Source organism: Methylomagnum ishizawai, from assembly GCF_019670005.1.
Lineage (GTDB): Bacteria > Pseudomonadota > Gammaproteobacteria > Methylococcales > Methylococcaceae > Methylomagnum > Methylomagnum ishizawai.
Genome location: NZ_AP019783.1, coordinates 1,009,669 through 1,023,834 on the forward strand (window position 1 = coordinate 1,009,669; position 14,166 = coordinate 1,023,834).

Genomic DNA, 14,166 nt, shown 5'->3' on the forward strand with positions numbered 1-14,166 from the left:
GCCCCAGGTGAACGGGGCGGCGCGTTCCGCCGTCCCGTTTGAATTTTCCTCCGGCCCGTCCCGAGCGGGAGGTCCGGCCCACCGTGGAATGAGCCATGACACTACGTTTGAACGAGATCGACCCAGGCAAGTTGGAGCAATTGCAGGGCAAGGTGATCGGCGATGTCGCCGGATCGATGGGCTTGCTGATGGCCTATATCGGCGACAAGCTCGACCTTTACAGCGCCCTGGCCGAAATCAGCCCCGCCACCAGCCTGGAACTGGCCGAAAGCACCGGCATGGACGAGCGCTATCTCCGGGAATGGCTGTCGGCCAACGCGGCGGCGGGTTATGTGGAGTACGACGCAGCCCAGGGCCGGTTCGCGCTGACGCCGGAGCAGGCGGTCGTATTCGCCGCCGAGGGCCATCCGGCTTGTATGCAGGGCTTTTTCGAGGCGGTCATGTCGGTCTATTTCGACGAGGCCAAGGTGCGGGAGGTGTTCCGCAGCGGGCAGGGCTTGCCTTGGAGCGACCATAGCCCTTGCCTGTTCTGCGGCACCGAGCGCTTCTTCCGGCCCATGTACGCGATGAACCTGATCGACGCTTGGTTGCCCGCGCTCGATGGCGTTAGGCCCAAGCTCGAAGCCGGGGCCAAGGTCGCCGACATCGGCTGCGGCCATGGTTCCTCGACCATCCTGATGGCGCAGGCGTTTCCCAATTCGACCTTCCATGGCTTCGATTTCCACGGGCCGTCCATCGAACACGCCCGCGAACGGGCCAGGGCGGCGGGAGTCTCGGCCAACACGATTTTCGAGGTGGTGACGGCGAAAGCCTATCCCGGCCATGGCTACGATCTGGTGACGATCTTTGACGCCCTGCACGATATGGGCGATCCGGTGGGCGCGGTCCGGCATGTCGCCTCGACCTTGGCCGAGGACGGGACGTTCATGCTGGTCGAGCCGTTCGCAGGGGATCGCCTGGAGGACAACCTGCATCCCTTGGGGCAGATTTATTATGCCTTCTCGACCTTGGTGTGCGTGCCCGCCTCCAAGTCGCAGGAGGTCGGCTTGGGCTTGGGCGCCCAGGCCGGGCAGAAGCGCTTGGCCGAGGTGTTGAACGCGGGGGGCTTCAGCCGGGTGCGGCGGGCGGCGGCGACGCCGACCAATTTGGTGCTTGAGGCGAAGGTTTAGCGCCCTGCGGCAATTGCTGGGGCGGAACGGTCCTGTTCCGCCCATGATGGAAACCGGACGTCCGCGTGCTTATTGGGGGCCGGGCCTGGATAGGGGCGGCAAGCCCGCCGCGTTCTTGGCGACACGTACCAAGTTGATGAATTCGGCCCGGTAGCCGAAGCGGTCGGCACCCTTGGCGCTTTCGGCCAGGGCGATATCGCGGTCATAGGAAAAATCCTTGAGGTAGGACGAGCCGCGCAGCAATTGCCCGAAACCCGCCACGGCGGCGGCGAAACGGGCTTCGGTCGGGGCCGCGTCCAGCGAGGGGTATTCCTGTTCCGCGCCGACCGGGGTGGAGATCAATTCGCTGGTGTCGCTGTTCGGCAGCTTGTAGCGGATTTTCACGAAGGCGTATTCCCCCGCTTTGGCGTCGGTGGCGGTGGGCGCTTGGGCTTGTTGGTAGCGTAAATCGTCGAGTCGGCGTCCCTGGCTCCCTACCGGGGTGATTTCGTACAGGGCCGTCACCGCGTGGCCGGAACCGATGTCGCCCGCGTCCACCTTGTCGTTGTTGAAATCCTCGCGCCGCAATTGGCGGGTCTCGTAGCCGATCAAGCGGTATTCGGCGATCCGGGCCGGGTTGAATTCCACCTGGATTTTCACGTCCTTGGCGATGGGGAACAGGGTCGAGGCCGCTTCGTCGACCAAGGTTTTGCGGGCCTCGTTGAGGGTGTCGATATAGGCGGCGTTGCCATTGCCGTTCTGGGCCAGCGCTTGCATCATCCGGTCGTTGTAGTTGCCCATGCCGAAGCCCAGCACCGATAGATAGATGCCGCTGGCGCGTTCGCGTTCGACGAAGCTTTTCAATTCGTTGACATCGGTGATGCCGACATTGAAGTCGCCGTCGGTGGCGAGGACGACCCGGTTGACCCCGGCCTTGTCGAAATTTTGCTTCGCCAGTGCGTAGGCTTGGCGGATGCCTTCCGCCCCGGCGGTCGATCCCCCGGAACTCAAGCCATCGATGACGCTGACGATCTTGGTTTTGTCCGCGATCCGGGTCGGCGGCAGGGCGAGTCCGGCGTTGCCGGCATAGGTGACGATGGCCACGCTGTCGTCCGGGGCCAGGGTGTCCACCAGCAGTTTGAGCGAGTTTTGCACCAGGGGCAGCTTATTGGGTTCGTTCATCGAGCCGGAGGTGTCGATCAGGAACACCAGGTTCGAGCGCGGCTTGGATCGGGTTTCGATCTGGTAGCCCTTGATGCCGATGTGGAGCAGCCGGGTATCGGGATTCCAGGGCGTCGGCAAGACCGATGCCTCGGCTTTGAAAGGATGGGTCCGGTCGTCCGGGACGGCGTAGTCGTAGGGGAAATAATTGATGAGTTCCTCCACCCGGACGGCGTCTTTTTGCGGAAGGACGTTCCGGTTCAGCGCGGCCCGGACGAAGCCATAGGACGCCGTGTCCACGTCGATGGAGAAGGTCGAGACCGGCTCCTCCTTGACGGATTTCACCGGGTTGTCCTTGATTTCCTGGAATTTGTCCCGGCCTTGGTCTTGGTAATAGGGCGGCATGGCGGCGACATGTTCGGGAATGGCCGGGGTTGAGACGTGGGAGCCGCCGCCTTTCATCGCGCCCTTCCTAAAACTGCGGCCCGGCTCATGGCCGTCCATAGCGCCTTTCCTGAAGCCACGGTCCAGTTTGTCGTTGATGGCTTGCTCTGCCCGTTGCGCGTGGACGGCGGCTTTGTTGGCACCGGCTTCGGCTTCCTGCGCGGTGGATAAAGCTTCATCCGCAGCGGTTTTCACGGCGGAAACTTCCGATTTCAGACTATCGATTTGGGTTTGTATCTTGCCGACATCGGATTTGTTGGCGCAGCTGCCGAGCAGTGCGCTCAATACCAGAATCATGGGGAGTGAAAGGCTTTTCATAGGCGATGCTCCTGTGAGAGTGGAATAACCGAATTTGAGCGATGCTTGTAAATTATGCGGGTTATCGCCGTGAGTGGGGGGGCTGGATGCCTGTGAATATTTACATTGACTTTGCTGTTTGTTTGATGTTCGGTGCGAATGTGAATTCGGCCTTCCGTAACTATGCTCTAGCGGGGGGTCAAGCATCTAAACTGCGCCGGAACTCTCTCCCTAACACGTTTTATCTTGGCTTACGCTCTGGACATTGACGTCTATGAACGCTCTGAGATATCCATGATTACCACCGACAGCTTTTCCTGGAGCCACGGTCCAAGCAGCCTTTCTTGAAGTAGTTACCGTCCAGTTTGTCATTGATGTCCTGCTCCACGTACTGCGCGGCGCGTGCGGCTTTGTTGGCATAGGCTTCGGCTGCTTGGGCGGTGGATAAGGCTTCATCCGCAGTGGCCTTCACGGTGGAAACATCCGATTTCAACCCATCGATTTGGGTTTGTATCTTGCCGACATCGGATTTATTGGCGCAGCTCGCGAGCAGTGCGCTCAATATCAGAATTATGGGAAGCGGAAGGCTTTTCATAGGCGATGCTCCTGAGGGGGTGGAATAACCTGAATGAGCGATACCTGTAAATTATGCGGGTTCTTGTCGTGTGCAGGGAGGCCGGATGTCTGTGAATATTTACATTGACTTTGGTGGTGATTTGATACCTGGGGTGATGGGTATTCGGCTTTCCGCAGCCCTGGCTCTGGCGGGGGGTGGCGAAGCTCCGTAAACTGCGCCCCAACTTTCCCAAAGGAACGCCCGCCATGTCCCGCCCCATCCCCGACCTCCTCGCCCGCATCCGCGCCCTGATCGCCCTGCCCACGGTCAGTTGCACCGATCCCCGCCACGACCAGAGCAATTTGCCGGTCATCCACCTGCTGGCCGAATGGCTGGAAGCCGTGGGTTTCCGCGCCGAAATCATGCCGGTCGGGGATGGCAAGGCCAATCTGGTCGCGACCTTCGGCGGTCCCGCCGACCAGCCCGGCGGCTTGGTGCTGTCCGGCCACACCGACACCGTGCCCTGCGATCCCGGACTTTGGACTTCCGACCCGTTCCGGGCCACCGAGCGCGACGGGCGTATCTACGGTCTCGGCAGTTGCGATATGAAAGGCTTCTTCTCGCTCGCCATCGAGGCCGCACTGCGCTATGAAGCCCAGGCTTATCGACGCCCCTTGGTGATCCTCGCCACCGCCGACGAGGAAAGTTCCATGTCCGGCGCCCGCGCCCTCCTGGCCGAGAACCGGCGCTTGGGTCGGCAGGCCGTCATCGGCGAACCCACCGGACTCAAGCCCATCCGCCTGCACAAGGGCGTGATGATGGAAGCCATCACCGTGAAGGGCCGGGCGGGCCATTCCAGCGACCCGGCGCTAGGCGCGAACGCCCTCGACGGGATGCACGCCGTGATAAGCGAACTCCTGGCTTTCCGCGCCGAACTCAAGGCCAAGCATCGCCATCCGGCGTTCAAGGTCGATTACCCGACCTTGAACCTGGGCTCCATCCACGGCGGCGACAATCCCAACCGCATCTGCGGCTGCTGCGAAACCCAGATCGATATCCGGCCCTTGCCCGGCATGGATTTGGAGGAATTGCACCAAGTCCTGGCAAACCGGCTGGCCCCGGTGCTGGCGGGCCATCCCGGCCTGTCGTTGGAACTGCGCCGCTTGTTCGCGGGGCTGCCGCCGTTCGAGACGCCCGCCGGGGCCGGGATCGTCCGCGCCTGCGAGGAATTCACCGGGCAGGGGTCCGATGCCGTGGCGTTCGGTACCGAAGCGCCTTTCCTCAGCCAGTTGGGGATGGATACCGTGGTCATGGGGCCAGGCTTTATCGACCAGGCCCACCAGCCCGATGAATACCTGCCGCTGGACCATATCGCCCCCGGCGTCGAAGTGCTGGGCCGCTTGATCGAACGTTTCTGCCTGCATCCCGCCGCATGATGAAGCCATCCGATTTCGTCCGCTGGTTCCGCGGTTCCTCGCCCTATATCCACGCCCATCGTGGCAAGACCTTCGTCATCTATTTCGGCGGCGAGGCGCTCGGCGATCCCCGGTTCGCCGATCTGGTCCACGATTTCGCCTTGCTCAATAGCCTGGGAGTGCGGCTGGTGCTGGTGCATGGCATCCGTCCGCAGATCGATAGCCGTCTCGCCCGCCAAGGCTGCCAAGCCCAATACCAGAACGGCCTGCGCATCACCGACCGGGCCGCGCTGGAATGCGTGAAGGAAGCGGCGGGCACGGTGCGGGTGGAGATCGAAGCGCTGTTTTCGACCGGGGTGGCCAATTCGCCCATGGCCGGGGCGCGGGTGCGGGTGGCGTCCGGCAATTTCGTCACCGCCAAGCCGGTGGGGGTGCGCGATGGGGTGGATTTCCAGCATACCGGCGAGGTGCGCCGGGTTGATGCCGAGGGGCTGAACGCCGTGTTGGCGCGGGGCGATGTGGCTTTGCTGTCCGCCGTCGGCTATTCCCCGACCGGGGAAATCTTCAACCTGCGTTCCGAGCAGGTCGCCACCGCCGCCGCCATCGCGCTCAAGGCCGACAAACTGCTGTTGCTGACCGAGGAGGAATGCCTGTCCTTGCGCGAAGACCGCTTGCTGCGCCAAATCACCACCGCCGAGGCCCGCGCCTTGCTGGGCGAGGCCGATACCTTGGCCCCGGAAGTGGCCCCGCATCTCAAGGCGGCGGTCCAGGCTTGCGAGGCGGGCGTGGGGCGGGCGCATGTGCTGGACCGCCATATCGACGGGGCCATCCTGCTGGAATTATTCACCCGCGACGGCGTGGGCACCTTGGTCAGCCGCGCCCCGTTCGAGACCTTGCGGGCGGCGCTGGTGCAGGATGTGCCGGGGATTTTGGATTTGCTGCGGCCCTTGGAGCAGAAGGGCGTCCTCGTCACCCGCTCCCGCGAGCGGCTGGAATCGGATATCGGCGATTACACCGTGATCGAGCGCGACGGGATGATCGTCGGTTGCGCGGCGCTGCACCGTTTTCCCGAGGCGCGGATGGGCGAATTGGCCTGTCTGGCCCTGCACGATGATTATCGCGGCGAGAACCGGGGCGAGCGCCTGTTGGCGCATATCGAGGGGAAGGCGGTCGCGATGGGGTTCGAGCGCTTGTTCGTGCTGACGACCCAGACCGCCCATTGGTTCCGCGAGCGCGGGTTCGAGCCTGCCGAGGTGGCGGATTTGCCGGAAACCCGGCGGGCCGCCTACAACCCCCGGCGCAATTCCAAGGTCTTGATTAAAAGCCTGTGACGGGGCGGATGTCATCGCTTCGTTGCGCGACCGACATCGACCCGCAACGTCCCGGCAGGATAATCCGCGCCGGGAAACCGGATGCATATCAAGTTTTGCGCCCAGACTGACCAAGGACGGTCTACCCCGCTTCCGGGCGGGGGAATCGGCCCGCCCCAAGGGCGTGTTCCCCCGCCCGTCCGCTCACCCGGCGGCAATCGCCGAGGCCCAGGTCTCCACCGACACCTTCCCGCCCATATCCACCACGAGCGCGTGCCCGCGCTCGTCCCCGCCCAGGGGTTCCCGTCGCGCCGTTTGCCGGTCCAATACGGCGAGGTCGGCTTCCGAGGCGTCGGTCCCGGCCAGATGGCGGGCGCGGACACGGGCGCGCAAGGTTTCCGGCGGCGCTTGGCAATCGAGGATCAGGAACCGGGCACTGTGGCGCTCGGCCAGTTGGCGCTGGGCTTCCCGGTGTTCGCGTTGGAGGAAGGTCGCGTCCATCACCACCGGATACCCGGCCTCCAGCAAAATTCCGCCCAATTCCGCCAGCCGCCCGTAGGTCCGCGCCGTCATATCGGGACCATAGAGTCCCGCGCCCAGCGCCCCATCGCTACGGGCCGTGGCGGATAGGCCCGCCAGCCGTTTGCGTTCCACATCGGAGCGCAGGCGGATGGCGGGCAGGGTTTCGGCCAGCCGGGCGGCGAGCTGGGATTTGCCGCTGCCGGAAAGGCCGTGGGTGATGTAAAGCCTGGGTGGCTTGGGTTGGATCAGCCGCAATCCGTAGTCCAGATAGCGGCGGCAGCGGGCGTGGAGCGCGGCGCGTTGTGCCGGGTCGCCGGTTGGCTGCCACGACAGCGCGGCGATCTTGGCGCGGACCAGCGCCCGATACAGCCGGTAATAATCGAACAGCGCCATCCCGGCATAATCGCCGGTGATTTCCAGAGTTTGGTTGAGCAACCGATAGGCCAGGGCGGGACAGCCCCGCGCTTCCAAATCCATGACCACGAAGGCCAGTTCGTCCAGGGTGTCGATCCAGCGCAGTGCCTCGCTGAATTCGATGGCGTCGAACAGGGTCGGGCGTCCGTCGATCAGGGCGATATTGCCGAGGTGCAAATCGCCATGGCATTCGCGGATGAAACCGTCGCGCTTGCGTTGGGCGAGCCGGGGTTCCAGCCGGATATATTCGGCTTCGGTCCAAGTACGCAGAATGTCGAGATCGGCGCTGTCGGCGGGCGAGCCCAATAACGGGCGCAACTGGGTGAAGTTGAATTCGGCGGCGCGGTGTTGTTGCTCGGGAAGCCCGTGGCCGTCGCTGGCGCTGGCCTGGGCTATGCCGTCGTGGAAAGCGGCGAGGTGGGCGGCCAGGGCGTCGATGTGTTGGGGGAGCAGATTTCCGGTTTCCGCCATCGTCCCGAACAGCGCATCGGCGTCGAAGCGGCGCATTTTCACGGCATATTCGATGGGGATGCCGGGGCCGTCCATACGCGGTTGCCGGGGATCGCCGACGATGGGCACGACGGCGAGATAAAGATCGGGGGCGTGGCGGCGGTTCAGCCGCAATTCGGCTTGGCAGGCGGCTTGCCGCCGTTCCAGGGTGGAGAAATCGAGGAAGCCGAAATCGACCGGCTTCTTGATCTTGTAGGCGAACTCCCCGGCCAGCAGTACCCAGGAAATATGGGTTTCGGCGAGTTGGACCGGGCCGCTGGGATGGCCGTAGGCCGCGGGCCTCAGCAAGCCTCCGAGCCAGGGCGGGCGGGGCGGTTCAGGCATAGTGCTGGATGTGGAGCAGGCCGTCGCTGACGCTGATGTGGCATTCCCCGTGGAGCAGGGCGGCCAATTCCTCCCCGGCCATGGTTTTGCGCCAGCCCTTCAGCAGCCGGGAATCCTGGGGCTCGTCCAGGAGTTGCTCCAAATCCTTGCGGCCCGCCAGGATGGCGGGATTCAGCGTGTGCTGCGCGGCGCGTAGCCGGACCACCGCGCTCAGCAGGTCCAGCAAGGCTTCCTGTTCGGGCGGGCGGCGGGCGGAACGGGCTTTCCATTCCAGTGGGGGCGGGGGCTGGTCGCGTCCGGCCAGGATGGTTTTGCACAGGGTGTTGCCGTAGCGCTTGAGGGTGCGTTCCTCCAGGCCCCGGATGCGCTTGAGTTCTTCCGGCGTGGTGGGCGAGAGCCGGGCCAGGTCGAGCAGCGCCTCGTCGCGGACCACCCAGTTACGGGGAATATCCTGTTCGCGGGCGGTGGTTTCGCGCCAAGCCGCCAAGGCCCGCAACGCGGAAAGTTGGCGGCTTTTCAGGGTCTGCACCCCGCCGATGCGTTGCCAGGCCAACTCGGGCGGACTTTCGTAGAGTTCCGGGTTCAGCAGCGCCGTGAAATCGTCTTCCAACCAATCCAGCCGTCCCAGGGCTTCCAGTTTTCCCCGCAGCGCTTGATAGGCCGCGCCCAGATAAATCACATCGTCCGCCGCGTAGCGCAACTGCGCTTCCGACAAGGGCCGCAAGGACCAATCGGTGCGGGTGTGGCTCTTGCCCAAGGAAACGCCGAGGATTTCGGCCACCAACCCCGCGTAGCTGATTTGCTCGGCCAGGCCGACCAGGGGCGCGGCGATTTGGGTGTCGAAAATGGGGGCGGGTAGTTTGTTCCATATCTGGTAGAAGATTTCCAAGTCCTGCCGTCCGGCGTGGAAGACCTTGGTGATGGCGGGGTCGAACAAGAGGGCGGCGAGCGGTTCCAAGTCGTCGATGGCCAGGGGATCGATGCAGGCCACCTGCGGGCCGCAGGCGATCTGCAATAGGCAGAATTTGGGGTAATAGGTCTTTTCGCGCAGGAATTCGGTATCCACGGCCAGCCAGTCGGCATCTTGCAGGGCGGCGCAGAATTCCCGCAGATGGGCGGTGGAGTCGATGAAAACGGTGTGGGGCTGGGCATTCATAGGTGTGGATCGCTGGGCTTTGAATCTTGCGGGCTATTATAGGGCCAAGGCCTGGGAGCGCATTGCTTAGACGGATTGGCTTATGCGCCGGTGCCCTGGACGCCCGTAGGTTCAAATACGGCGAACACAAATAGCGGAGCGGATAGGGAAGGGAAGCTCGATCGGCGGGATATGAAAATTTTTGCCGAATGGTTGACACGGCTAGGCTATCCATAGATAATTCTTGCTTCCACAGCGCGCCCGTAGCTCAGTTGGATAGAGTACCTGGCTACGAACTAGGTGGTCGGGAGTTCGAATCTCTCCGGGCGCGCCACTTTTTCCCCAAAGCGGATACTGTGGGAAATCCAGATACCAATCCCCTGTAGCTCAGTCGGTAGAGCAGGTGACTGTTAATCACCGGGTCGGCGGTTCGAGCCCGTCCGGGGGAGCCAAATCGAAAAGGCTTGCGAAAACGCAAGCCTTTTTTCTTTTCGTAAGCCGTGATCTTGCCGCGCCGTTTTAGGCCGGTCGATGTGACGGCCCTCTATTGACAGCCAAGCGTCCTTCGCTTAAATTTGCCCGCTTTACCAGCGGGTCCAGGTGGGGCTTTTGCGGCGAAACGTGAAAGAATAAAGCCGCCGCTTGGCTGGGTTGGGATTCCAGGGGTTGAGCAATATCGGAGTTTTTTGGAAATGACCACGATTAATCAGTTGGTTCGTAAGCCGCGAGTACGCAAGAAAGAGAAAAGCAACGTGCCTGCGCTTGAGGGTTGCCCGCAGCGGCGTGGGGTTTGTACTCGTGTCTATACGACGACTCCGAAAAAGCCCAATTCGGCGTTGAGGAAAGTGGCCCGCGTGCGGCTGACCAACGGTGCCGAAGTCAGTAGCTATATCGGTGGCGAAGGCCACAACCTGCAAGAACACTCCGTGGTCTTGATCCGCGGCGGTCGTGTCAAGGACTTGCCTGGCGTGCGTTACCACGTTGTGCGCGGCAGCCTCGATACCGCCGGTGTGCAGAAGCGTCGCCAAGGCCGTTCCAAGTACGGCGCGAAGAGACCGAAAAGTTAATTAAGGCTGGATAAGTCATGTCAAGAAGAAGAGTTTCCCAGAAAAGAGAATTGATTCCCGACCCGCGTTTCGGCAGCGAAACCCTCGCTAGGTTCGTGAACATGCTGATGGTGAGCGGCAAGAAGTCGGTGGCCGAGCAGGTCGTCTATGGCGCTCTCGATCAAATCCAGGCCAAGAACAGCCAAGCTTCCTCGCTTGACGTCCTGCAAAGGGCCTTGGACAACGTCCAACCCTTGGTGGAAGTGAAATCCCGCCGCGTCGGTGGTGCCACCTATCAGGTGCCAGTCGAAGTGCGTCCTTCCCGCCGCGTGGCTTTGGCGATGCGCTGGTTGATCGATTCCGCCCGCAAGCGCAGTGAAAAAGGCATGGTCGCCAAACTGGCCGGCGAACTGCTGGACGCTCACGAAAACCGGGGCTCGGCGGTCAAGAAGCGTGAAGATACGCATAGAATGGCCGAAGCCAATAAGGCATTTTCCCATTATCGCTGGTGATGTAAGCCGGTGTAGGCAAGCAATCCAATCGAGGACCCGGCAGTGGCACGTACAACTCCCATCGAACGATATCGCAATATTGGGATATCCGCACATATCGATGCCGGCAAGACCACGACCACCGAGCGGGTTCTGTTCTACACCGGCATCAATCACAAGATCGGCGAAGTCCATGATGGCGCCGCGACCATGGACTGGATGGAGCAGGAGCAGGAACGCGGCATCACCATCACCTCCGCCGCCACCACGACCCATTGGCGTGGCATGGGGTTGAACTACCCCGAACACCAGATCAATATCATCGATACCCCCGGCCACGTCGATTTCACCATCGAGGTGGAGCGCTCCATGCGTGTGCTCGATGGGGCTTGCATGTTGTATTGCGCGGTGGGGGGGGTGCAGCCCCAATCGGAAACGGTATGGCGGCAGGCCACCAAATATGGGGTTCCGCGCATCGCGTTCGTGAACAAGATGGACCGTTCCGGCGCGGATTTCTTCAAGGTTTACCACCAAATGCGGGAGCGCCTCCGCGCCAATCCCGTTCCGATCCAAATCCCCATAGGAGCCGAAGAGGGCTTCAAGGGTGTGGTCGATTTGATCAAGATGAAATCGATCATCTGGAGCGAAGCCGATAACGGCGCGACCTTCACCTATTCCGATATCCCAGCCGAACTCGCCGAACTCGCCGCCGAATGGCGCGAAAAAATGGTCGAGGCCGCCGCCGAATCCTCCGAAGAACTCATGGAGAAGTATCTCGAAGGCGGCGAACTGGGCGAGGAAGACATCAAAGCCGCATTACGCAAGCGCACCATCGCCTTGGAAATCGTGCCGATGCTCTGCGGTTCGGCTTTCAAGAACAAGGGCGTGCAGGCCATGCTGGACGCCGTCATCGATTTCCTGCCTTCTCCGGTCGATATCCCCGCGATCAAGGGTGTGGACGCCAATAAGGGCAATCCCATCGAGCGCCACTCCAGCGACGACGAACCTTTCTCCGCCCTGGCTTTCAAGATCATGACCGACCCCTTCGTCGGTTCCTTGACCTTCGTCCGCGTCTATTCGGGCGTGCTGAATTCCGGTGATAGTGTCATCAATTCCCAGACCGGCAATAAGGAACGCATCGGGCGTTTATTGCGGATGCATGCCAACGACCGTGTGGATATCAAGGAAATCCGGGCGGGCGATATTGCGTGTTGTGTCGGTCTCAAGGATATCGTTACGGGTACCACGTTATCTGCCCTCGACAAGCCCGTGGTGCTGGAGCGCATGGAATTCCCCGAGCCGGTGATTTCGGTCGCCGTCGAACCCAAGACCAAGAGCGACCAGGAAAAGATGGGCTTGGCTCTGCAACGCCTCGTCCAGGAAGACCCTTCGTTCCGGGTGCGCACCGACGAGGAGTCGGGCCAGACGATTATTTCAGGCATGGGCGAATTGCACCTTGAAATCATCGTGGATCGTATGAAGCGGGAGTTCAAGGTGGATGCCAATGTCGGCGCTCCCCAGGTGGCGTACCGCGAAACCATCCGCAAGCAAGTCGAGCAGGAAGGCAAATACATCCGGCAGACCGGCGGACGTGGCCAGTACGGCCATGTGTGGTTGCGCATCGAGCCTTTGGAATCGGGGGGCTACGAGTTTGTGAACGGCATCGTAGGCGGTGTGGTACCGAGGGAATATATCCCGGCCGTGGATAAAGGTGTGCAAGAGCAATTGAAAAATGGTATATTGGCTGGCTTCCCCGTCGTGGATGTAAAGGTCACTTTATTCGATGGCTCGTATCACGATGTGGATTCCAATGAAATGGCATTCAAAATCGCAGGATCGATGTGTTTCAAGGAAGGCGCTCGCAAAGCCAATCCGGTCTTGCTAGAGCCTATGATGAGTGTCGAAGTTGAAACCCCCGAGGATTACATGGGGGATGTCGTCGGTGATTTGAACCGGCGGCGCGGGATAATATTGGGTATGGACGACAATGCGGGTGTGAAAGTGCTGAAAGCCGAAGTTCCTCTGGCGGAAATGTTCGGTTACTCCACGACTTTGCGTTCCTTGAGCCAGGGGCGCGCCACCTATTCCATGGAATTTAAGAAATATCAGGAAGCTCCACCAAATATCGCGGAAGCCGTTATAAAAAGAGCGTCTGTAGGTTAAGAACTCGAGAAAAAATTGAAGTTAAGAGGTATTCAGCCGTGTCCAAAGAGAAATTTACACGTACCAAGCCGCATGTGAATGTGGGAACGATCGGCCATGTGGACCATGGTAAGACGACCCTGACGGCGGCGCTCACCAAGATCGGTGCCGAGCGCTTCGGTGGGGTGTTCAAGGCCTATGACCAGATCGACGCGGCCCCCGAGGAACGCGCCCGCGGCATCACCATCGCCACCGCGCACGTCGAATACGAATCCCCCAGCCGCCACTATGCCCATGTGGACTGCCCCGGCCACGCCGACTACGTGAAGAACATGATCACCGGCGCGGCGCAGATGGACGGCGCGATCCTGGTCTGCTCCGCCGCCGACGGCCCCATGCCGCAGACCCGCGAACACATCCTGTTGGCCCGCCAGGTCGGCGTGCCCTACATCGTGGTGTTCCTGAACAAGGCCGACATGGTCGACGACGCCGAGTTGGTCGAACTGGTCGAGATGGAACTGCGCGAACTGCTGTCCAAGTACGATTTCCCTGGCGACGACACCCCCATCGTGATCGGCTCCGCGCTGAAGGCGCTGGAAGGCGACCAGAGCGACATCGGCGTGCCCGCCATCATCAAGCTGGTGGACGCCCTCGACAGCTACATCCCCGAGCCGAAGCGCGACATCGAGAAGCCGTTCCTGATGCCCATCGAGGACGTGTTCTCCATCTCCGGTCGCGGCACCGTGGTGACCGGGCGTGTCGAGCGCGGTATCGTCAAGGTCGGCAACGAAGTCGAGATCGTCGGCATCCGCAACACTACCAAGACCACCTGCACCGGCGTGGAGATGTTCCGCAAGCTGCTGGACGAAGGCGTGGCGGGCGACAACGTGGGCGTGCTGCTGCGCGGCACCAAGCGCGAGGATGTCGAGCGCGGCCAGGTGTTGGCGGCCCCCGGCACCATCACCCCGCATACCCATTTCGAGGCCGAGATCTACGTGCTGTCGAAGGACGAGGGCGGGCGCCACACGCCGTTCTTCAACGGCTACCGGCCACAGTTCTACTTCCGCACCACCGACGTGACCGGCTCGGTCGAACTGCCGTCGGGCGTGGAGATGGTGATGCCGGGCGACAACGTCAAGATCACCGTCAAGCTGATCGCGCCCATCGCCATGGAAGAGGGTCTGCGCTTCGCGGTGCGCGAGGGCGGCAGGACCGTCGGCGCGGGTGTCGTTTCCAAGGTCTTGGAGTAAT

At 61.9% G+C, this 14,166-nt stretch carries 11 protein-coding genes and 2 tRNA genes; 9 read left to right on the top strand and 4 right to left on the bottom strand.

The features are described from left to right. Nucleotides 1-95: 95 nt before the first annotated feature. Nucleotides 96-1,169: a class I SAM-dependent methyltransferase gene (locus K5658_RS04615; RefSeq protein WP_221065806.1), complete on the top strand. Its 1,074-nt coding sequence runs from the start codon at nucleotides 96-98 to the stop codon at nucleotides 1,167-1,169. 69 nt (nucleotides 1,170-1,238) lie between these two features. On the opposite strand, the gene K5658_RS04620 is transcribed toward K5658_RS04615, so the two are convergent. Together K5658_RS04620 and K5658_RS04625 are read right to left on the bottom strand one after the other, a co-directional pair. Further along, nucleotides 1,239-3,071 (bottom strand): Lpp/OprI family alanine-zipper lipoprotein, encoded by a 1,833-nt coding sequence (locus K5658_RS04620; protein ID WP_221065807.1) that lies wholly within the window; start codon nucleotides 3,069-3,071, stop codon nucleotides 1,239-1,241. A 277-nt stretch (nucleotides 3,072-3,348) separates the two neighbouring features. Beyond that, nucleotides 3,349-3,645 (bottom strand): Lpp/OprI family alanine-zipper lipoprotein, encoded by a 297-nt coding sequence (locus K5658_RS04625; protein ID WP_221065808.1) that lies wholly within the window; start codon nucleotides 3,643-3,645, stop codon nucleotides 3,349-3,351. A gap of 227 nt (nucleotides 3,646-3,872) precedes the next feature. On the opposite strand from K5658_RS04625, the gene argE reads away from it, so the two are divergent. Then, nucleotides 3,873-5,042 carry an acetylornithine deacetylase gene (gene argE / locus K5658_RS04630; protein WP_221065809.1) on the top strand — a complete coding sequence of 390 codons (1,170 nt, stop codon included), beginning with the start codon at nucleotides 3,873-3,875 and terminating at the stop codon, nucleotides 5,040-5,042. Further along, nucleotides 5,039-6,352: an amino-acid N-acetyltransferase gene (argA, locus tag K5658_RS04635; RefSeq protein WP_221065810.1), complete on the top strand. Its 1,314-nt coding sequence runs from the start codon at nucleotides 5,039-5,041 to the stop codon at nucleotides 6,350-6,352. Before argE ends, argA begins: the two co-directional genes overlap by 4 nt. Before the next feature lie 183 nt (nucleotides 6,353-6,535). Here the strand turns inward: argA and K5658_RS04640 are convergent, their stop codons facing one another. Together K5658_RS04640 and rnd are read right to left on the bottom strand one after the other, a co-directional pair. Further along, the gene (locus tag K5658_RS04640; RefSeq protein ID WP_221065811.1) at nucleotides 6,536-8,101 is read right to left on the bottom strand and encodes a bifunctional aminoglycoside phosphotransferase/ATP-binding protein; all 1,566 of its coding nucleotides are present in this window, start codon (nucleotides 8,099-8,101) and stop codon (nucleotides 6,536-6,538) included. Beyond that, entirely contained in the window at nucleotides 8,094-9,257 is a 1,164-nt protein-coding gene (rnd, locus tag K5658_RS04645) for a ribonuclease D (RefSeq protein ID WP_221065812.1), read from the bottom strand. Before rnd ends, K5658_RS04640 begins: the two co-directional genes overlap by 8 nt. A gap of 236 nt (nucleotides 9,258-9,493) precedes the next feature. Here rnd and K5658_RS04650 point away from each other — a divergent pair. The 6 genes from K5658_RS04650 to tuf all read left to right on the top strand — a co-directional run bounded on the left by K5658_RS04650 (nucleotide 9,494) and on the right by tuf (nucleotide 14,165). Next, a tRNA-Arg gene (locus tag K5658_RS04650) sits at nucleotides 9,494-9,570 on the top strand. A 42-nt stretch (nucleotides 9,571-9,612) separates the two neighbouring features. Continuing rightward, a tRNA-Asn gene (locus K5658_RS04655) sits at nucleotides 9,613-9,688 on the top strand. A gap of 240 nt (nucleotides 9,689-9,928) precedes the next feature. After that, nucleotides 9,929-10,303, top strand: coding sequence for a 30S ribosomal protein S12 (gene rpsL, locus K5658_RS04660; protein WP_085215641.1), 375 nt, complete (start codon nucleotides 9,929-9,931; stop codon nucleotides 10,301-10,303). Between the two features lie 17 nt (nucleotides 10,304-10,320). Then, a complete protein-coding gene (gene rpsG / locus K5658_RS04665) occupies nucleotides 10,321-10,794 on the top strand; it encodes a 30S ribosomal protein S7 (RefSeq protein WP_221065813.1) in 474 nt (157 codons plus the stop codon). Nucleotides 10,795-10,836: 42 nt separating this feature from the next. Continuing rightward, a complete protein-coding gene (fusA, locus tag K5658_RS04670) occupies nucleotides 10,837-12,936 on the top strand; it encodes an elongation factor G (protein WP_221065814.1) in 2,100 nt (699 codons plus the stop codon). A gap of 38 nt (nucleotides 12,937-12,974) precedes the next feature. Then, the gene (gene tuf / locus K5658_RS04675; RefSeq protein WP_221065815.1) at nucleotides 12,975-14,165 is read left to right on the top strand and encodes an elongation factor Tu; all 1,191 of its coding nucleotides are present in this window, start codon (nucleotides 12,975-12,977) and stop codon (nucleotides 14,163-14,165) included. Nucleotide 14,166 lies beyond the last annotated feature (1 nt).